Origin of the sequence: Stenotrophomonas sp. PS02297 (genome assembly GCF_029959705.1) — a bacterium.
GTDB classification, from domain to species: Bacteria; Pseudomonadota; Gammaproteobacteria; order Xanthomonadales; family Xanthomonadaceae; genus Stenotrophomonas; species Stenotrophomonas nitritireducens.
The window spans coordinates 1-18,992 of record NZ_JASCOS010000071.1 but is presented as its reverse complement, the minus strand read 5'-3'; the positions used below and the strand labels follow the sequence as shown (position 1 = coordinate 18,992).

22 protein-coding genes are annotated in these 18,992 nt (G+C 69.5%); 11 read left to right on the top strand and 11 right to left on the bottom strand.

The features are described 5' to 3' along the window. Positions 1–224: 224 nt before the first annotated feature. Complete coding sequence (locus QMX80_RS13065) at positions 225–644, bottom strand: PepSY domain-containing protein (protein WP_282277488.1); 420 nt, start codon at positions 642–644, stop codon at positions 225–227. On the opposite strand from QMX80_RS13065, the gene QMX80_RS13060 reads away from it, so the two are divergent. From QMX80_RS13060 to QMX80_RS13035, 6 genes are all read left to right on the top strand, one after another. Beyond that, a complete protein-coding gene (locus tag QMX80_RS13060; protein WP_055766729.1) occupies positions 619–960 on the top strand; it encodes a PepSY domain-containing protein in 342 nt (113 codons plus the stop codon). The genes QMX80_RS13065 and QMX80_RS13060 overlap by 26 nt on opposite strands. Next, positions 960–1,622 carry a response regulator transcription factor gene (locus QMX80_RS13055; RefSeq protein WP_055766726.1) on the top strand — a complete coding sequence of 221 codons (663 nt, stop codon included), beginning with the start codon at positions 960–962 and terminating at the stop codon, positions 1,620–1,622. The genes QMX80_RS13060 and QMX80_RS13055 overlap by 1 nt, the downstream gene beginning before the upstream one ends. Before the next feature lie 13 nt (positions 1,623–1,635). Next, positions 1,636–2,985, top strand: a complete 1,350-nt coding sequence (locus QMX80_RS13050; RefSeq protein WP_282277484.1) for a sensor histidine kinase — start codon at positions 1,636–1,638, stop codon at positions 2,983–2,985. 215 nt (positions 2,986–3,200) lie between these two features. Further along, on the top strand, positions 3,201–3,818 hold the full coding sequence (locus tag QMX80_RS13045; protein WP_282277482.1) for a hypothetical protein: 618 nt from the start codon (positions 3,201–3,203) through the stop codon (positions 3,816–3,818). A 69-nt stretch (positions 3,819–3,887) separates the two neighbouring features. Then, on the top strand, positions 3,888–4,463 hold the full coding sequence (locus tag QMX80_RS13040) for a cytochrome b (RefSeq protein WP_282277479.1): 576 nt from the start codon (positions 3,888–3,890) through the stop codon (positions 4,461–4,463). Positions 4,464–4,490: 27 nt separating this feature from the next. Further along, positions 4,491–5,513, top strand: coding sequence for a substrate-binding domain-containing protein (locus tag QMX80_RS13035; RefSeq protein WP_282277478.1), 1,023 nt, complete (start codon positions 4,491–4,493; stop codon positions 5,511–5,513). Between the two features lie 51 nt (positions 5,514–5,564). On the opposite strand, the gene QMX80_RS13030 is transcribed toward QMX80_RS13035, so the two are convergent. From QMX80_RS13030 to QMX80_RS13000, 7 genes are all read right to left on the bottom strand, one after another. Further along, positions 5,565–6,161, bottom strand: coding sequence for an SCO family protein (locus QMX80_RS13030; protein WP_282277476.1), 597 nt, complete (start codon positions 6,159–6,161; stop codon positions 5,565–5,567). Next, positions 6,158–6,925, bottom strand: coding sequence for a formylglycine-generating enzyme family protein (locus QMX80_RS13025; RefSeq protein WP_282277475.1), 768 nt, complete (start codon positions 6,923–6,925; stop codon positions 6,158–6,160). The genes QMX80_RS13030 and QMX80_RS13025 overlap by 4 nt, the downstream gene beginning before the upstream one ends. A 15-nt stretch (positions 6,926–6,940) precedes the next feature. Next, complete coding sequence (nirK, locus tag QMX80_RS13020) at positions 6,941–8,014, bottom strand: copper-containing nitrite reductase (RefSeq protein WP_282277474.1); 1,074 nt, start codon at positions 8,012–8,014, stop codon at positions 6,941–6,943. A gap of 157 nt (positions 8,015–8,171) precedes the next feature. Next, a complete protein-coding gene (locus QMX80_RS13015) occupies positions 8,172–9,431 on the bottom strand; it encodes a hypothetical protein (protein ID WP_282277473.1) in 1,260 nt (419 codons plus the stop codon). Next, positions 9,428–9,700: a DUF2249 domain-containing protein gene (locus QMX80_RS13010; RefSeq protein WP_273081158.1), complete on the bottom strand. Its 273-nt coding sequence runs from the start codon at positions 9,698–9,700 to the stop codon at positions 9,428–9,430. Before QMX80_RS13010 ends, QMX80_RS13015 begins: the two co-directional genes overlap by 4 nt. Beyond that, positions 9,685–10,095: a SirB2 family protein gene (locus QMX80_RS13005; RefSeq protein WP_337956883.1), complete on the bottom strand. Its 411-nt coding sequence runs from the start codon at positions 10,093–10,095 to the stop codon at positions 9,685–9,687. The genes QMX80_RS13010 and QMX80_RS13005 overlap by 16 nt, the downstream gene beginning before the upstream one ends. Next, on the bottom strand, positions 10,092–11,321 hold the full coding sequence (locus QMX80_RS13000; protein WP_282277472.1) for an NnrS family protein: 1,230 nt from the start codon (positions 11,319–11,321) through the stop codon (positions 10,092–10,094). The genes QMX80_RS13005 and QMX80_RS13000 overlap by 4 nt, the downstream gene beginning before the upstream one ends. Positions 11,322–11,976: 655 nt before the next feature. Here QMX80_RS13000 and QMX80_RS12995 point away from each other — a divergent pair. Then, positions 11,977–12,129 (top strand): hypothetical protein, encoded by a 153-nt coding sequence (locus tag QMX80_RS12995; RefSeq protein WP_282277470.1) that lies wholly within the window; start codon positions 11,977–11,979, stop codon positions 12,127–12,129. On the opposite strand, the gene QMX80_RS12990 is transcribed toward QMX80_RS12995, so the two are convergent. The 3 genes from QMX80_RS12990 to hemN form a co-directional block, all read right to left on the bottom strand. Further along, a complete protein-coding gene (locus tag QMX80_RS12990) occupies positions 12,120–14,393 on the bottom strand; it encodes a nitric-oxide reductase large subunit (protein ID WP_273081155.1) in 2,274 nt (757 codons plus the stop codon). The genes QMX80_RS12995 and QMX80_RS12990 overlap by 10 nt on opposite strands. Positions 14,394–14,776: 383 nt before the next feature. After that, positions 14,777–15,532, bottom strand: a complete 756-nt coding sequence (locus QMX80_RS12985; protein ID WP_273081154.1) for a helix-turn-helix domain-containing protein — start codon at positions 15,530–15,532, stop codon at positions 14,777–14,779. Positions 15,533–15,551: 19 nt separating this feature from the next. Further along, a complete protein-coding gene (gene hemN, locus QMX80_RS12980; protein ID WP_055766689.1) occupies positions 15,552–16,955 on the bottom strand; it encodes an oxygen-independent coproporphyrinogen III oxidase in 1,404 nt (467 codons plus the stop codon). A gap of 158 nt (positions 16,956–17,113) precedes the next feature. Here hemN and rocF point away from each other — a divergent pair, with 158 nt between their 5' ends. From rocF to QMX80_RS12960, 4 genes are all read left to right on the top strand, one after another. Then, positions 17,114–18,034, top strand: coding sequence for an arginase (rocF, locus tag QMX80_RS12975; RefSeq protein ID WP_273081152.1), 921 nt, complete (start codon positions 17,114–17,116; stop codon positions 18,032–18,034). Between the two features lie 127 nt (positions 18,035–18,161). Further along, positions 18,162–18,314 (top strand): entericidin A/B family lipoprotein, encoded by a 153-nt coding sequence (locus QMX80_RS12970; protein ID WP_055766683.1) that lies wholly within the window; start codon positions 18,162–18,164, stop codon positions 18,312–18,314. A gap of 55 nt (positions 18,315–18,369) precedes the next feature. Next, positions 18,370–18,504, top strand: coding sequence for an entericidin A/B family lipoprotein (locus QMX80_RS12965; protein WP_055766680.1), 135 nt, complete (start codon positions 18,370–18,372; stop codon positions 18,502–18,504). Between the two features lie 187 nt (positions 18,505–18,691). Beyond that, positions 18,692–18,913: a CsbD family protein gene (locus tag QMX80_RS12960; RefSeq protein WP_055766676.1), complete on the top strand. Its 222-nt coding sequence runs from the start codon at positions 18,692–18,694 to the stop codon at positions 18,911–18,913. Positions 18,914–18,992 lie beyond the last annotated feature (79 nt).

The window sequence follows — 18,992 nt, the reverse complement described above, 5'->3', positions numbered from 1 at the left end:
GGCTTCAGCCGCGATGAGGCCTTCCCATCGAATTTCCGCGGACGGGTGATGCGCGGTCCGGTGCGGAACGATCTGCATGAAGGCCCCATCGCGGCTGAAGCCGCTCCTGCGCCATCGTCCTCCCGGAACGACCCTGCCCGGCCGCAGTGCCTGGGGAGGGCAGCCACGACCGGGCAGGAGGGAGGCGGAAGACGGAGCCGCCGCGCGCGGCGGCGGCATTGCCGTCAGAGGCGACGCTGCTTGACCTTGCGCTCGAGCACTTCGCCGGTCTTGCGGTCGATCACCAGCTTGACCTTGCGCGACTGCGCGTCGTAGCCCTCGACCTCGGCCAGGCGATCCTTGGCCTCGATCTCGGTGACGGTCAGGCCTTCGCCGGTGGCGCGCCGTTCCAGCTCGGCAATGCCCAGCAGGCCGGGGTTGGCCGCGGGCGCGGCGCCGGCCGTGCAGGCGGCGAGCGAGAGCAGCGCGGAGGCCAGGAGGCTGGTCGGGATGTTCTTCATCTGCAATCCTTCATCGAAGCGGCCATTATTGGCAGCCCCGTTGTAAGCGCCGCACGCTGACATGCGCCCCCGCGCTACCGTCAGGCCAATATCAGCAACCGGCAGGAGAATCCGGCCCATGAACAGATCCCGTTTCTTCTTCATGCTGTTGTCCTGCCTGGTGCTGGCCACGCCCGTGACGCTGATGGCCGGCGACGCCCCTCCCGATTCCAAGGAAGCCCGCAAGGCGGCCAAGCGCCAGGCCCAGCAGGAAGCCCTGGACGCGATGCGCCGCGGCGAGATCCTGCCGCTGGTGCGCATCCTGGCCATCGCCCAGCAGCACGCGCCGGGCGACGTGATCGAGGTCGAGTACAAGGCCGGCCCCAAGTACGAGGTGAAAACCCTGGCGCGCGACGGGCGCATCCGCGAGGTCAAGCTCGATGCGCGCACCGGCGCCCTGCTGAAGATCGAGGACGACTGATGCGCGCCCTGCTGGTCGAGGACGATCCGGATGTCTGCGCCGATGTCGGCATCGCCCTGCGCGCGGCCGGATTCATCGTCGAGACCGCCGGCGACGGCGAGGACGCCTGGTTCAAGGGCGACACCGAGGACTACGACGTCTGCGTGCTCGACCTGGGCCTGCCGCGCCTGGACGGCCTGTCGGTGCTGCGCCGTTGGCGCGGCGCCGGGCGCGGGTTCCCGGTACTGATCCTGTCCGCGCGCGACGACTGGACCGAGAAGGTGGAAGGCATCGAGAGCGGCGCCGACGACTACCTGGCCAAACCGTTCGAGGTAGGCGAACTGGTGGTGCGCGTGCGCGCCCTGGTCCGTCGCGCGGCCGGCCAGGTCTCGCCGCTGCTGGATCGCGGGCGGCTGGTGCTCGATACCCGGCGGCTGTCGGTGGCGCTGGACGGGCGGCCGGTGCGGCTGTCGCCGCTGGAATACCGGCTGGTGGACTACCTGGCCCACCACGACGACCGCGCGGTATCGGCCGGCGAGCTGGCCGACCACCTGTACGGCGCGGCCGAATCGGGGGACACCAATGCGGTCGAGGCGCTGGTGCTGCGGCTGCGGCGCAAGCTGGGCGCGGAGCTGATCGTGACCCGCCGCGGCTTCGGTTACCTGCTGGGCGGGCGCGGATGATCCGGGCATCGCGATGAAGCCCAGCTCGCTGCGGCTGCGGCTGTTGGCCGTGGCGGCCACGGCCATCCTGCTGGCCATGGTCGCCGCGGTGCTGGTGATGGGCCTGATCTTCTCGCGCCACCTGGAGCAGGGACTGTCGCGCGAACTGACCCGCGAGGCGCTGCAGCTCGTGGCCGGCCTGCACGTGGATGCTGGCAACCGACTGGTGCTGGACGCCACGCTGGCCGACCCGCGCTTCGACCTGCCCGGCAGCGGGCGCTACTGGCAGTTCTCCGGCGACGGCCAGCAGGAACGCTCGCGCTCGCTGTGGGACGAGTCGCTGCCGCAGAACCTCCCGGTCGGTACCGCGCAGTGGACCACCCGCAAGATCGACGGCCCGTTCGGGCAGCGCCTGCTGGTGGTCGAACGCACGGTCCGCGTAGAGGGCGGCCAGCGCCTGGTGCACGTGCAACTGGCGCAGGACCTGGCCGAACTGGACGGCGCGCGCCGCGAATTCCGCACCGAGATGGCGTTGTTCCTCGGCCTGCTGTGGCTGGCCCTGGTCGCGGCGACCTGGATACAGGTGGACCTGGGCCTGAGCCCGCTCCGGCGCGTGCGCGAGGAGCTGGAAGTGATGCGGCGCAGCCCCGCGGCCCGCCTCGGCGAGAAGCACCCGCGCGAGGTCATGCCGCTGGTGGCGGCGATCAACCAGTTGGCCGAAGCGCGCGAGAGCGATCTGGCGCGGGCGCGCAAGCGCGCCGCCGATCTGGCGCATTCGCTGAAGACGCCGCTGGCCGCGCTCGGTGCGCAGAACCGGCGCGCACGCGAAACCGGCGCGGCCGAAGCCGCCGACGGCATGGACCGGGCCATCGCCGCCGTCGCCGCGGCGGTGGAGGCCGAACTGGCGCGCTCGCGCGCGGCCGCCATCCGCGGCCGCCACCAGTCCATGCGTTCGCGGCCGGGCGAACTGGCCGAGCGCGTGTTCGGCGTCATCGAACGCACCGAGCGCGGCGCGCGCATGGTGTTCGAGAACGAGGTCGATCCCGCGCTCGAACTGCCGGTGGCCGCGGAAGACCTGATGGAAATGCTCGGCGCGCTGCTGGAGAACGCGGTGCGCTTCGCCCGCCGTCGCGTGCGCATCCGTGCGGAGCAGGCGGTGGACGAGACCGTGCTGTTCATCGAGGACGATGGCGAAGGCCTGGACATCAGCGCCGAGCAGGCGTTGATGCGCGGCGGCCGGCTGGACGAAGCCAGCCATGCGCACCACGGCCTGGGGCTGGCCATCGTCCGCGATCTGGTCGAGGCCACGCAGGGAACCATCGTGCTGGACCGCTCGGCGCTGGGCGGCCTGGAAGTGCGCCTGGGGTGGCCGCAGGCCTCCTGAGCCTGCCGCCGCGCCGCTATCAGCGGAATGTCAGCTGCACCTGCCTATAACGCGATCAACCTTGGGGTTGAGGCAGTGTGATCATGAGGACTGTGTCAGGTGTTTTCCGCACCGGCATGCCATGGGGACGCCACCGTGGATGCCTGTGCGCGGCGGAGCGGGCTGCCGCCAAGGCGTATGAGATCGGGGATACAGGGACCGGCAGCCGCTTCGAGGTGAAGGCGCAGTCCATCCGCGCCCGCGCCGGCCACGGTGTGCACTGGAGCAGCTCCGCGCTGGAGGTGGGCTGGGGATTCGCCCTCGGCATGGAGGCGGCGCCGGGTACCGGCTACGGCATTGCCGACGGCCACGGCGGGCATCGCCTGCATGGCAGCCACGACATGAAGCTGGCGCTGAAATGGGAATTGCCCGATGTGCTGCCGGCTTTCCTCGACTGGGCGGTCGAGCCGGAAATCGCGCTGCCCACGGGCAGCCGCTCGGCCGGGATGGGCGGCGAGGACACGGACATCGCCGTGCCGCTGCGGGTGAGCCGGCAGCAGGAGCGGATGCTGGCGACAGCACAGCTGGCGTGGGTGAAAACGCCAGGGGAAGACGCAGGCTGGAGCGCGGGCGCACTGGTCGAATGCGAAACCGCGCCGGCGCTGTGGCTGGGCCAGGAACTGCTGCACGAAGCACCGGTCCCCACCGAGACGTTCCGGCGCGGCAGCCTCGGCCTCCGCCGGGAGCATTCGCCGCGCCTGCTCGTGTTCGGCGCGCTCGGCCGCAGCCGGCGGCGCAGCGCCGACGACGACGAACACTCCGTCCGCGTCGGCTTCGAGTACGCCTTCAACTAAAACTTCCACGGCAAGGCGGGCCGGTCATGCCCGCTGCCGGACCGTTGCCAAAAACAGGAGCTGGAACCCATGAAGAACGAAACATACAACCGCGGGTCGATCGTGCTGCACTGGCTGATGCTGCTGCTGTTCGTGCTGACCTATGCCACCATCGAACTGCGCGTGATCTTCGACAGGGGCACACCGCCGCGCGATCTGATGAAGAGCCTGCACTTCTCCATCGGAATGTTGATCTTCGCGCTGGTGTGGGTGCGACTGCTCGTCCGCACGCTGACGCCCGCACCGGCCATCGTCCCGGCGCCGCCGGCCTGGCAGCGCTGGGCGGCCACGTCGGTCCATGCGCTGCTGTATGCCTTCATGATCGTCCAGCCGCTGATGGGCTGGCTGGTGCTGAGCGCGGCCGGCAAGCCGGTGCCCTTCTTCGGCCTGGTCCTGCCGCCGCTGATGGCGCCGGACAAGCCGTTCGCCGGCACGCTGGAAGAAGTGCACCAGACCATCGGTACGTTCGGCTATTTCCTGATCGGCGCGCATGCGTTGGCCGCACTGGTGCACCACTACGTGCTGAAGGACAACACGCTGCGGCGGATGCTGCCCACCAGCAGGCGCCGTGCCGGCGCCGCGCCTGCCGATGCGCGCGGCGCGTAGCGGATGAAGCGCGCGGGTGCTGTGCTGATGTGGCTGGTGCTGCTGTCCGCGCTCCTGCCGGGCAGTGTCGCGGCCGCGTGCGCACCCGCCGCGGAGGCGGCGCGGCAACTGCGCTGCGGCAGTGTTCCGGTCGTGCTCGGCGCACTGGCCGGGGCCTGGCGCGATGGATTCGCGGCCGCGCAGCGGGAGGCTGCTGTCGCCTATCCGCAGCCCTATGGACCACCGCAGGGCCGACTGGATCCGCAGCTGGCCGGCTTCCTGCGCGGCACCCTGGATTTCGCCTTCCTGACCCGCGACCTCGCCGAGGCGGACCTGGCAACCTTCGGCCACCACCATGGCGGCGGCGAACCGCTGCGGCTTGCCGTCGCCGGCGGCAGCTGGGACCGGTTCGGCCATGTCGATCCGGTCGCGGTGGTCGTGCACGTCTCCAACCCGCTGCCATCGCTGGATCTTGCCCAGCTGGAAGCGGTGTTCGCCGAAGGCGGCGCTGATATCTCGCGCTGGGAGCAACTGGGTGTGCAGGCGTGGAGCGGACGGCCGATCCGTCTTGCCGGAGGCGGTGCGTGGCAGGCGGAGGAATCGGCGCGTGCGTTGTTCCTGCGGCGCCATGTCTTCGCGCGCCCGGCAAGCGCACGCGGTTGGCGGGCCGCGCCGGACAGCGGCGACGAGTCGGACAATGTGCAGCGCGTGGCGGCCGATCCCCAGGCGATCGCATTCACCGGGCTGGGACATCTATTGCCGGGCACGCGCGCGCTGCCGATCGCGCCACATCCGGGCGCCGCGCCGGTCGTGCCGGACCGCGAATCGGTGGCATCCGGGCGCTATCCGCTCGCGCGGACGGTGGACCTGCTGCTGCCGCGCGATGCCCGGGGCCGCATCGACCCGGTCATGGTGCGGTTCGCGGCCTTCCTGCTGAGCGATGCCGGACAGGCGATCGTCGCGGCGCAGGAGGCCTTTCTTCCGCTGGACGAATGCAGGCGCCGACAATCGCTGGCATGGCTGGCGGCGGGCTGGAGCCCGCAGCGGCAAACGCAGTGCGCGGGGGAATGAGGCGTTCCGGCGCCGCGTCGCGGTGCCGGACGAACTGCCATGGAGGTGGGTTCAGCGCCCGCCCAGTACCGCCTCGATGGCGGCGACCAGCTCCGGGTCCGGAACCATGCCCTGCACCTCGCTGCGCGCACGCACGCGGCCTTCGGCGTCGAGCAGCACCAGCACGCTGGTGTGGTTGATGCTGCCGTCCTCGCGGAAGCGGTAGCGCACGTCCAGCAGGTTGGCCAGGGCGCGCACGTCGCCTTCGGCCGGGCGCAGGAAGCGCCACTCGTCCGGCGCGCGATGGCGCTGCGCGATCTCGGCCAGCGCGGCGGGCGTGTCGCGCGCCGGGTCCAGGGTGAGCATGTCCACGTCCAGGCGCGCGCGCTGATCGGCCGGCAGCTGCTTCTGCACGGCCTTGGCGTTCTCGATGATCAGCGGGCACATCAGGTGGCAGTTGCCGTAGAACATCGACACCAGCTGCGGGCGGCCGCGCAGCGACGTCCATGGCACGGATCGTCCGTGCTGGTCGGTAAGCGCGACCTGCAGGTGGTACAGCGACTGGCCGGGCAGGGCCGCCGCCGGCGTGGTTGGCGCATCGGCGGCATGCAGCGCGGGCGGGACGCCCAGCGCCAGGCCGAGCAGCAGGAAAGCGAAGGGTCTGTTCATGGCTGGCTCCTTGCGCAGCGGAAACCGAGATTGCCCAGGGTGGCGCCGGGTTGCAGCGCGGACAGCAGCACGAAGCGCTTGACCACGCCGTAGTCGCCCGGGTCGTTGAAGGCCATGGCGCTGGCGCCGCAGTAGCGCAGTGCGTCGCCGTCGTCCTGGCCGCGGCGGTCGCTGTCGGCCAGCAGCGAGGCGAAGTCCTCGCTCCATTCCCAGTACGCGCCGTGCAGGCCGTGGACGCCGTGGACATTGGCGGGCGCGCCGGCGGCGGCGTCGGGCGCGCGTGGCGTGCCGTCGTTGACCTGGCGCAGGCGCCAGGCGCGGTCGCCGCGCGCGTCGCGGCGGGTGGCATCGGCCGCGGCTGCGTATTCCCATTCGAGGAAGGTCGGCAGGCGCGCCTGTTCCGCACGGCAGTAGGCGTCGGCCGCGTACCAGTTGACGTGGGTCACCGGCGCCTGCCGGTCGAGGCCTTCGCCGGGCGCATCGGGCCGCGCCCAGTGGCCGAGGTAACCGGGACTGGAGAAGATCGCCGGCACCCGGTCGCGCCGCCACTGCGGGTTGCGCGCCAGGAACGCGGCGAACTGCGCGTTGCTGACCGGGCGTGCCATCAGCGAGAAAGCCGCCACGCTCTGCGTGGCGGACGTCTCCTCGAAACGCACGGAGGAACGGAACGCTCCGCCGGGAATGTCGCGGTAGCCGGCATCGGCCTCCATGGCACCGGCCGCGGCCGGTGCCAGGAGCAGCAACAGGAGGAGCGTGCGTTCCATCTGCGTTGGCCTCGTTTACTTGTACTGGCTTCCCTGCGGCACGCCTTCCTTGTAGTCGATGTCGTGCTGCTGGCCGGTGTAGATCTCCGGGTTCTTCTCGCCCTCGACCTTGAGGATGCCCAGCGAGCCCTTGTGGAAGGTGCGGAAGATGCTGTGGTCCACCAGCACGAAGTTGCCGGGCACGTCGGCCTTGAACTCGACGATGGCCGAACCACCGGCCGGGACCAGCGTGGTCTGCACGTTCTCCTGGTACTTCGTGCCGCCCTCGGTATAGACCTTGTCGAAGATCTCGCCGATGACGTGGAAGCTGGACACCAGGTTGGGGCCGCCGTTGCCGACGAAGATGCGGATCTTCTCGCCGGCCTTGGCCGTGAGTGCCTTGTCGCCCTGCAGCGAATCGACCGAACCGTTGAACACCACGTAGGTCGGGTGTTCCTCGATGGCCTTCTCCAGGCTGAAGGGCTGCAGGCCCGGTTCGCCGTGCGCGCCTTCGGTGTAGAAGTCGCCCTGCACCACGTAGAACTCCTTGTCCACCGGCTCCAGGCCTTCCTCCGGCTCGACCAGGATCAGGCCGTACATGCCGTTGGCGATGTGCATGCCCACCGGCGCCATCGCGCAGTGGTAGATGTACAGGCCCGGGTTGAGCGCCTTGAAGGTGAACTGCGTTTCCTTACCCGGCAGCGTGAACGTGGCCTCGGCGCCACCGCCCTGGCCGGTGACGGCATGCAAGTCGATGTTGTGCGAGAAGTGCGAGCTGTGGTGGTTCTTCAACTTGAACTCCACCGTGTCGCCCTTGCGTACGCGGATGAAGCTGCCCGGCACCGTGCCGCCGAAGGTCCAGAAGTTGTAGTCAACGCCGTCGGCCATGCGCATGTTCTTCTCGACCATTTCCAGGTCGACGACGACGTGGGCCGGCGTCTTGCGCGTGATCGGCGGCGGTGCGAACGGCGGCGCGGTCAGCACGGCCTGGATCGTTTCCATGGGTGCTTCGGCGGCGGGCTTCTTCGCCGCGAAGGCATTGCCGGCGAAGGCGGCGGCGATGGCGCCGGCGAGTGCGCAGGCGACGAGCGGGTGTTGCAGGCGCTTCATGACACTTTCCCGTGAATGGCCTTTGGCCGATGGGTTCATGTTCCCGGCCGCCCCCTGGCGCAGCGTTGATCCTGATCAATCCGTAGCCGCCGGAAAGGCGCGAAAACCGGGCAACAGCGCGCTGCTTGACTAATGTCAAAGGGCCGCCGCGGACGGGCTATGCAGCGGGCGCCTGCGCCTGCGCCTGCACCTGCGGCTGCCAGGCCATGGCCGAGCGCCAGCAGCGCCACAGCGCGGACGCGGCATGGAGCCAGGCCAGCAGCACCAGCGCGCCGGCCGCCCGCGCCAGCTCCGGCCACAGGCAGGCCGCGACCAGGGCCAGCGCGGCGAGCGCATGCAGCTCCCACGCGCGGCGCTTGTGCGGTTCGCCGGAAAGGCTGCCGACACCGGGCACGCGCGTGCCGCGGGGCATGCGCCGGCGCAGCTCCATCCAGGCCAGAAAGCCGGCGATCTCCAGCAGCATGCCCAGCATCAGTGCGGGAAAGCCCACCGCCAGCACCAGCACGCCGGCGAGTACGCCGTTGCCGGGCAGCGGCATCGCCAGCGCCGCGCCGGCGAGCGCCACCGCGCCCAGCGCCCAGAAGCGCCGCAACAGGGTTCCACGCCGGTGCGGCGCACGCAGCTGCATGGCGATGACGGCGGCGGAGAACAGCAGCAGCGGCACGGCGGGCAGGGTGCGCGCCAGCGGAATCGGCAGTGCGATGCCGACGGCCTCGACGAGCACCACCAGCAGCACGCCGCCAAGCAGGAGCAGCCAGCCCCACAGCCACGCCGGCGGCAGCGGACGCGTGCCCTGCAGCATCGGCATGACCACGCTGCCTACCGCGACCAGCAGCCCGAGCACCCAGCCCAGCAGGCCGAAGCCGGCGTGCAGGCCGGTGAGCGGCAGGGCCGGGGCCAGCCATCCCAGGCGCATCGCCAGCAGCGCGCCGCCCAGCCCTATCGCGGCCAGCAGCGCCGCTGCCGCCAGGCCGATGCCGCAGCGGACCGTCCGCGCACCGTTGCCGCGCGCCACCGCGACCAGCACCGCGCCTGCGGACAGCATCAACGTGCCGAGCAGCAACGGCGCGGCGACCAGGCCGCAGCCCGGCGCATGCCACGCGATGGCCGGCAGCAGCAGGGCCACGCCGAGGTTGAATGCGATGTGCAGCGGCGGGACGCCGCGCGCCAACGGTACCGGACTGCCTGCCGCCACCGGCAGGAACTGCAGCAGGCTGCCGAGCATCGCGTTGCCGAGCACGCCCAGGGCGAAGACGTGCGCCAGCGCGATGGTGGCCGGCGCATGCAGGGACAGCAGCAGGGCGCCGCCACCGGCCAGCAGCCACGCGCCGGCCAGCACGCCCCAGAGCAGGGCGGTGGCGAGGAAGCGCAGCGGATGCGACGGCGGCGGCGCCTGGGCGAAGGCCAGCCCGCTCATGGGGCGGGCGGATCATCCAGCAGGTGCCGCTCGGCCGCGCGGCAGATCAGCAGGCGGGCGCCGTCGTCGGTGGCACGTGCATCGCAGGCGAAGCCCAGCTGCTCCAGCATCGGCAGCAGCGGCGCGGGATACAGCGGCGTCAGCGCCACCAGCACCTGGCCCGGCTGCAGGGTGTGCAGGCGCGCGAGGATGTGCTCCATCGGCTGCGGGGCCGGCAGGCCGCGCAGGTCCAGGCGCAGCGGCGGCGGCGGATCTAGCTGCCCAGCCACAGCAGCCAGCCCAGCGGGTGATGCGCCCGCGCGATGCCGTAGATCTGCGCGAAACACAGCAGCGCCGCCGCCACCAGCACCGCGCGCGCGACCGTACCGCGTCCCTGCCGGAACGCGGCCATGCCCAGCCCGACATAGGCCAGCAGGAAGGCGATCTTGGCCCACAGCCAGCCGTTGGCGAACAGCCCGGCCGGCAGGATGGTCAGCAGCATCATCGCCGCGGTCAGCAGCACGGTATCGACGGTGTAGCTCAGGTAGCGCACCGCGCCCAGCCGCGGCCAGCGCATGCCGGCCAGCAGCGCCAGCGCCCGCAGCGCGAACAGCGAGCCGCTGGTCATCGCCGCGCTGATGTGGACCAGCTTGATGTCGGGGTAGAAGACCAGCATCGCGCTCATCCCGGCCGCCCGTCCGCGCGCGGCGCGAGGTAGATCCGGCCGATCCGCGCCACCCACGGCGCCAGCGCCAGCAGCCAGCCGAAGGCGGCCGCAGCCTGCCATGCCAGGGCATCGGGCGCGATGTCGGCGACGATGCGCATCACCGCCACCGCCTGCAGCAGGCCGAAGGCGAACCAAGCCACCTTCGGCATCACCAGCGCACGCCCGGAATGGCCCTGCGTCACCCGCGTCACCATCGCCACCAGCAGGCTGCCGAAGAAGCCGATGAACAGCGCATGCATCGGCGCGCGGCCCAGCACGAATTCGCCGCTGGCCAGGTAGGTGACGCTCTGCACCAGGTACAGCGCGAAGGTGACCGGCAGCCACGCGGTGCCGATGAACAGCACTGCCAGCAGGCCGGGCATGCGCCCGCGCGGCCACCAGCGCCACACCGCCCAGCCGGTCAACAGCAGCAGCGGCACGTCGGCCAGCCACAGCCAGGCGTAGCCATGCACCAGCTCCAGCCCCAGGTGCACCAGCAGCAGCGCCCAGACCGCGCCCAGCCACGGCAGCGGCCGCCACGGCTGGTAGCCGGGCACGACATTGCCGGCGAAGAACGGGAACATGCGGTGCGCCACGGTCACGTACACCGGCAACAGCAGGCCGAAGCCGCCGAGCTTGATGCTGGCGAACGCCCAGCTGGGCGAGGCGCCGAGCATGAAGGCGGCGAACATCGCCAGCCCCAGCCAGCCCAGCACCAGCCCGGCGAAGCACGAGCGCGCGTGCCAGGTGCGGCCTTTCTCGTCGGCCAGCAGCCGGCCCAGGGTGAACAGCGCCGAGGTCCAGCCGGCCAGCGCCATCCACAGCCCGACGGTCAGCCCTGCCTGCCATCCGGCCGCGCCCAGCAGGATCGCCAGCTGCCCGCCCATCAGGCCCAGGCCCACCGGCACGTAGCGCCAGCGCTCCAGTTCGGGCAGGCCCATCCAGCGCGGGAACACGGTCAGCAGGAAGCCGAAGATGAAGCTGGGCAGCACCAGGTACTGCATCACGAAGGCGTGCAGCCAGCCGGCGGGGACCGCCAGTTCCGGCATCGTCCAGCCGCCCCAGCGCGCCGCCGCCAGCCACAGCGCCCACCACAGCATCGCCAGCAGCACGTTGCCGGCACCGACGAAGAACATCAGCCGGTGGGGGGCGTGGGCGAGCCAGGCGGGCGAGAGGCGGGGAGGGGGCACGGCTTCGGTTTTCATGGGGTGCAGCTTGCTACCGGGCGGCGGGCGGTGCCTTGACGTGGGTCAGGTTTGGGGGTGGTCGTGGGCTGGCGGCCGGCGGCCGGCGGTTGTTGCCGTTGCTGTTGTTCCTTGGCTTTGACTTACGGATCCCCTTCCGTAGCGGCGGAGTGGACCCGGAGTGCCGCAGGCACGGAGGGCGCGGAGGCAGGGGCGTGTTTCTTTGGGCCACGTTTCTTTGCACGAGTAAAGAGGAGCTTTTTCAACAGCCGAATGGCTGGTCAAGGTGGCTCGCGTCCCGAAGGGGAGCGAAAGCCCTTGATTCTGCTTCCGCCCTTGCTTGGGCTCCCCAAGGCCGGGCAGAGCAGAGGCCGGGAGAACCGTGCCCAGGCGATAGCCGGGAAATCCAATGGGAAAATCCAAAGGCAAAGCCTGAGAGCAGGAGCTTGAAAGCAAGGCTTTCACTCCTGCTTCGCAGGAGCGAGTTACTTCTCTTTGCTCGTGCAAAGAGAAGTAACCAAGAGAAAGCACGGGCCGGGCCGCGAGCCGTCGGGCTGCGCCCGCCGGTTCCCTGCGCTCCTCGCGGGCCAGGGGGACGGCGCACAACTCGCTTCGCTCAGACACGTGCGCCTCTTCGCCCCCTGCCCCGCTGCGGTGCTCGGCTCGCTCTACGGCCATGGGAATAAAAAGCTGGGAGCAACAGCAACAGCAACAGCAACAGCAACAGCAACAGCAACAGCAACAGCAGCTGTTGTTGCCCACCAAAAAGGAAGAGCCGCTTTTGCGGCTCTTCCTCGTTGCATCGTGCGCTATGCCCGATCAGGCCTGATCGGTCTCGCCCACCGGCAACGCCGCCTTCTTCGGCGCCACCCACAGGCGGAACACGAACCAGGCCAGCGCCAGCGCGCCGACGCTGAACAGCGTGTCCGACGGCACCCGCATCCACACCAGCATGTCCACGATCGGCTGTTGCATGAACTCGGCCGAGCGCGCATACCAGTAACCGTGCTTGAGCGCGGCGCTGAGCTGCAGGATGCCCAGCGGCAGCAGGGTGAACGCGGCCATGCCGGCCAGGCCCAGGTTCAGCGCCCAGAAGGCGGCCTTGAGCAGTTTCTCGTTCCACACCACGTTCGGCTTGAGGCCGCGCAGGCAGAACAGCATCAGGCCGATGCCGAGCATGCCGTACACGCCGAACAGCGCGGTATGGCCGTGGGTCGGGGTCAGGTTCAGGCCCTGCATGTAGTACAGCGACAGCGGCGGGTTGATCAGGAAGCCGAACAGGCCGGCGCCGACCAGGTTCCAGAACGAGACCGCGATGAAGAACAGGATCGGCCACTTGTACTTGGCCATCCACGGCGTCGCCTTGCCCATGCGGTAGTTGTGGTACGCCTCGAAGCCCACGTAGGCCAGCGGCACCACTTCCAGCGCGCTGAAGCTGGCGCCCAGCGCGATGACCGCGGTCGGGGTGCCGGCGAAGTACAGGTGGTGCAGGGTGCCGAGCACGCCGCCGGCCATGAACACGATGGTGGCGAACAGCACGGCCACCGTGGCCGACTTCACCTGCAGCATGCCCAGGCGGGTGAACAGGAAGGCGATGACCGCCACCGCGAACACCTCGAAGAAGCCTTCCACCCACAGGTGCACGACCCACCAGCGCCAGTACTCGACCATCGACAGGTGCGTGTGCTCGCCCCACATCAGGCCGGCGGCATAGAACAGGCCGATGGCGACCACCGACAGGAACAGCAGGCTGACGATCGATTTGGATTCGCCGCCATTCCTGATCGCCGGCCACAGCGCACGCCCGACCAGGGTCAGCCACAGCATCAGGCCGATGAACAGGAACCACTGCCAGAAGCGGCCCAGGTCCACGTATTCCCAGCCCTGGTGGCCGAACCAGAAGTTGTACTTCAGGCCCAGCTTCTGCATCACCGCGAACCACTGGCCGGCGAACGCGCCGACCACGATCACGATCAGGCAGACCCACAGGAAGTTCACCCCCAGACGCTGGAACTTCGGTTCGTGGCCGGAGATCGCCGGGGCGATGTACAGGCCCATGCCCAGCCAGGCGGTGGCGATCCACAGCACCGCCAGCTGCGTGTGCCAGGTACGCGTGAGCGAGTAGGGCAGCACGTCGGAGAGGGCGAAGCCGTAGGCCTGCTGGCCTTCGACCTGGTAGTGCGCGGTGATGGCGCCGAGCAGGATCTGGGTCAGGAACAGCGCGATCACCACCCAGAAATACTTGGCGGTGGCGCGCATCGACGGGGTGATCTTGATGGCGGCCAGCGGGTCGGTCTTCGGCAGCACCGGCGCCATTTCATCGCCGTGGCTGACCGCGTAGTGCCATCCGAGCAGGGCGACGCCGGCGATCAGGAACAGCACGCTGAACACCGTCCAGATGAAGGTGCTCGGCGGTGCGGTATTTCCCACCAGGCTGTCGGCCGGCCAGTTGGCCGTATAGGTGATGTCCGAACCGGGGCGCTCGGTCACCGACGCCCAGGCCGCCCACCAGTAGAAGGCGGTCAGTTCGCGGCGGTGTTCGGCATCGGGCACCGTGTCGTTGCGCATGGCGTAGGCCTCGCGCAGTCCGGCGGTGGCCGGGTCGGCCGAGAACAGGCTCTCGTAGTGCGCGGCGACCGTGGCCATCGCTTCGGCGCGGTCGTTGTCCACGGTGATCGTGCCGTCGACCGCGTCATAGGTGTTGGGGCGCATCAGGTTCTGCACGCGCTTGGTGTAGGCAGCCTGGGTGGCTTCATCCAACGCCTTGTGGTTCTCTGCGCCGGCCTCGCGCCTGGCCCAGATGTCGAGGACGGCTTCGGCCTCGCGGTGCAGCCAGTCCGCGCCCCAGTCCGGGGCGACGTAGCCGCCGTGGCCCCAGATGGAGCCGAGCTGCTGGCCACCGATCGACTGCCAGACCTGGCGGCCGGTTTCGATGTCCTTGCGGGTGTAGATGACCCGGCCGTCCTCGGTCACGACCTTGTCGGGCAGAGGGGGGGCCTGGCGGTGGACCTCGCTGCCGACCCATAGCAGGACGGCGAACGAGGCGATGAGCAGGGCCGCCAGCCCTACCCATAGCTTGCGTGTCGAATTCATGATGCGGCTCTCCTGGGGAACGGCCGCATCATCGGCGGGGCGGTCGAGGGGCTCCATGACGCAGGTCAAGCGTGGGGGCGATTGCGGTCTCGCCGCTCGGTGAGCCGGTCGGCGCCGTTGCGGTTGCCATCGCTCTTGCCCCTTTGCCCTCGCTGTCTCCCGGCTTTTGCTTTGCTCCTGGCGTTGACTTCCCCCGGCCGTAGAGCGAGCCGAGCACCGCAGCGGGGCAGGGGTGAGTCAAAAACCAGGAGCAACAGCAAAATCACGGGCAACGGCAACGGCAACGGCAACGGCAGCAACTGCAAAGGCTGCAATGAAAAGAGCCCGCACGGGGCGGGCTCCACGGGGCTTCGGAATATGGGGAAGCCGTACCGCGCGCGGACTCAGTCGCGCAGGACCGCCAGCGCCATCGCCTCCAGGCGCGGCAGGTCGAGGATCTCCACGTCGCGCTGCTTGATGTGTAGCAGCCCTTCCTGCTCGAAACGGCGCAGCACCCGGCTCACCGTCTCCGGCGCCTGCCGCAGGTAGTTGGCGATATCGGTGCGGGCCATCGTCAGCTGGAACCGGCGCGGCGAGAAACCGCGCGCGGCCAGGCGCCGCGACAGGCCGATCAGGAACGCGGCCATGCGCTCGTCGGCGCTGTTGTCGCGCGCGAACAGCGAGGCCACGCCGATGTCGCGGCTCATCAGCTTGAACAGGTGCTGCTGCAGGTTGGGCAGGCGCGTGGCCAGCAGGGCGATGCGCGGGAACGAGAAACGGCACAGCATCACCGTGTCCAGCGCCACCGCGTTGCACGGGTAGCGGTCGCCGTGGATCGCGTTGAGGCCGATCACTTCGCCGGGCAGGTGGAAGCCCAGCACCTGCTCGTGGCCGTTGCGGTCGGTCTGGTAGGTCTTGACCGTGCCGGCGCGGACCGCGGCGATCGCGCCGAACGGATCGCCCTCGCGGAACACGTGCTCGCCGGCGCGCAGCGGGCCGACATGTTCGACCAGGACGTGCAGGTCGGCCAGCGCGCCCTTGTCCATGCCCTCGGACAGGCAGGCCTGCGAGAACGCGCAGGTGGAACAGAACGTCAGGGCGTCGCCGTCGTCGGCGACGATGCGCGCGTCGGTGCGCGGGAAGACCAGCGGCGAACTCATTCGGGCACTCCCGTCGGGGTCACACCGTGCGCGAGAAGCGCGGTGTCGCGGCGGCGGTATCGGCGGTGGGCAGATGGTTGTCGAAGCACATGGCGATGATACGCAACAGCAGGCGCCCCCGCGAGGTAGCCCGCAGGCCGTCCGCGGAGAGCTCCACCAGCCCATCCGCGCGCAGGGCCTGCAGGCGCTGCAGGGCGGTGGCGAAGTAGCTGGCGAACTCGATCACGTGGCGCTGCTCGATGTCGCGGTAGTCCAGCGCGCCATGGCACATCAGGCGCTGGATCACGTCGGCGCGGATCACGTCGTCCTCTTCCAGGCGCATGCCGCGCCACACCGGCAGGTGGCCGCGGTCGATGGCCTGTTCCCAGCTGCCCAGGTCGCGCGGGTTCTGGCTGAAGCTGGGGCCGATGTGGCTGATGGCGCTCACGCCCAGGCCGATCAGGTCGCTTTCGGCGTGCGTGGTGTAGCCCATGAAATTGCGGTGCAGGCTGCCGTTGCGCTGGGCTACGGCCAGGCTGTCCCCGGGCAGGGCGAAGTGGTCCATGCCGATGTAGACGTAGCCGGCCTGGCCGAGCTTGTCGATCGCGCATTGCAGCAGGCCGAGCTTGGCTTCCGGGCTCGGCAGTTCGCTGGCGTCGATGCGCTGCTGCGGGCGGAACATCGACGGCAGGTGGGCATAGCCATAGATCGCCAGCCGGTCCGGGCGCGCCTGCAGGGTGATGTCCAGTGTGCGCGAGAATCCTTCCAGGCTCTGCCGCGGCAGGCCGTAGATCAGGTCCACGTTGACCGAGCGCAGGCCATGGCGGCGGCAGGCCTCGATGATCGCCAGCGTCTGCTCGACGCCCTGGATGCGGTTGACCGCGCGCTGCACCTCCGGGTCGAAGTCCTGCACGCCGAGGCTGGCGCGGTTGAAGCCGGCCGCGGCCAGTTCGCCCACTTCGTCGGGGGTGATGAAGCGCGGGTCCAGTTCGATGGAGCAGTCCAGCCGTTGCGGCGCGGCGAAGGAGAAGTGCCGGCGCAGCACGTCCATGGCCTCGGCGATCTGCGCCGGCGCGAGGAAATTGGGAGTGCCGCCGCCGAAGTGGACCTGCTCGACCTCGCGGTCGCGGTCGAACAGCGCGGACATCATCGCCATCTCACGGTACAGCCGGGTCAGGTAGGCGGCGCCGCGCGCGGTGTCGCGGGTGATGATGCGGTTGCAGCCGCAGTAGAAGCAGGGGCTGGTGCAGAACGGGATATGCAGGTACAGCGACAGCGGGCGCGGGATCGGGTCGCCGTTGCTGGTCGCCGCCATCTCGCGCAGGTCGGCTTCCTGGAACTCCGGGGTGAACTGGGGGGCGGTCGGGTAGGAGGTATAGCGTGGCCCCGGCGTGTCGTAGCGCCGCAGCAGCTCGGAATCGAACAGGGGAGACGGAGTGACCATTGCGCCAGCCTAGGCAGGCACCGCGGGGTTGTCCTTGACGTGGGTCAACCGCGTCGCGCATGTCGGCAACGGTTGTCAGGGCGCCGGAACTGCTGCGTTGCCGCAGGCGGCTGTAACCTGCGCCCGCTAGACTATTTTCATTTGCAACGGAGAAAGGCATGGCCACTCATCGTCCCGTTTCGCTGATCGGTGTGCCCACCGACGTCGGTGCCGGCCACCGCGGCGCGCGCCTGGGACCGGAAGCGCTGCGCATCGCCGGCCTGCCCGAGGCGCTGGCTGCGCGCGGCGTGGCCGTGCGCGACGTGGGCAACCTGCAGGGGCCGCGCAATCCGTGGACCGACCCGGTGGATGGCTACCGCCACCTGGACGAGGTCGTGGCTTGGAACCACGCGCTGATGGAAGCGACCCATGCCGAACTGCGCGATGGCCGCCTGCCGATCATGCTCGGCGGCGACCATTGCCTGGGCATCGGCTCGATCACCGCGGTGGCGCGCTGGTGCCGCGAACAGGGCAAGCAGCTGCGCGTGCTGTGGCTGGATGCGCATTCGGATTTCAACACTTCCGAAGTCACGCCCTCGGGCAACATCCACGGCATGCCGGTTGCCTGCCTGTGCGGACTCGGCCCTGATGCGTTGACCCGGCTTGGCGGCGACGCCCCCGCGATCTCGCCGCAGCAGGTGCGGCAGATCGGCATCCGCTCGGTGGACCAGGACGAGAAGCGCCTGATCAAGCAGCACCAGGTGGACGTGTACGACATGCGCTACATCGACGAAAGCGGCATGAAGCGCACCATGGAAGCGGCGCTGGAGGGCATCGACGCCAACACCCACCTGCACGTCAGTTTCGACGTGGATTTCCTCGATCCGAGCATCGCCCCGGGCGTGGGCACCACAGTGCCGGGCGGGGTGAACTACCGCGAGGCGCAGCTGGTGATGGAGATGATCGCCGACACCGGGCTGATGGGCTCGCTGGACATCGTCGAACTCAATCCGCTGCTCGATCGCCGCAACCGCACCGCCAAGCTGGCGGTGGACCTGGTCGAAAGCCTGTTCGGCAAATCGACCCTGATGCGCGATTGACGGCGGCGCCACGTCACTGAACCGGCGCCGGCGGCATTCACGTCCGCTGCACATGAATGCCGCCAGATTCCTCTCCACACGCGGCGTCGCCACCCGGCGGCCGCCAGTCGAGCAGAGGAGAAAACTGATGAAGCGAGTACTGATGCTGGCCCTGCTGGGGATGTTTTCGGCGGGAATGCTCAGCGCCTGCAACACCGTCGCCGGCGCCGGCAAGGACATGCAGAAGGCCGGCGAGAAGGTCGAGGACAAGGCCCACGACTGCCGCGACGGCAAGTGCTGATCCCCACCGCGGCCCGCCCGGGCCGCGATATCCACGAGCCACTCAGGAGAAAGACATGAAGCGCTTGGTAGCCCTGACGATGTTGTCGCTGTTCTCGATCGCAATGCTGTCCGCCTGCAACACCGTGGCCGGCGCGGGCAAGGACGTGCAGAAGGCCGGCGAAAAGGTAGAGGACGCAGCCAAGCGCTGAGCCTGGCGATTGGCGGGAATGGAAAGGCCGGCGCATCGCCGGCCTTTTCGTTTGCGTCGCCGGAAGATGAAGCACCCGTTCAAGAACATCGCGGTCTGCAAACGAATCGTCGATGCGGCGCCAACATCGGCGCCGGCATGCTGGTTGCGCGGCGGAAATGCCGCCATTCCCCCGAAAGGAGACACGCATGAACAAAGACATCATTTCCGGCAAGTGGACCCAGCTCAAGGGCAAGGCGCAGGCCAAGTGGGGCGACCTGACGGATGACGATCTCAAGGTCGCCGAGGGCAATGCCGAATACCTCGCCGGCCGCCTGCAGGAGCGTTATGGGTGGGCCAAGGACCGCGCCGAGACTGAAGTGCACGATTTCCAGAAGGCCTTGCACAAGGATTACCCGGACTGGCACTGAGGCGGCGCCGGTGACCGGCGCGCATCGCCAGTGATGCACGAGGGACGGGGCCCCCCCCGGGCCCGCCCCCGGCATGGCG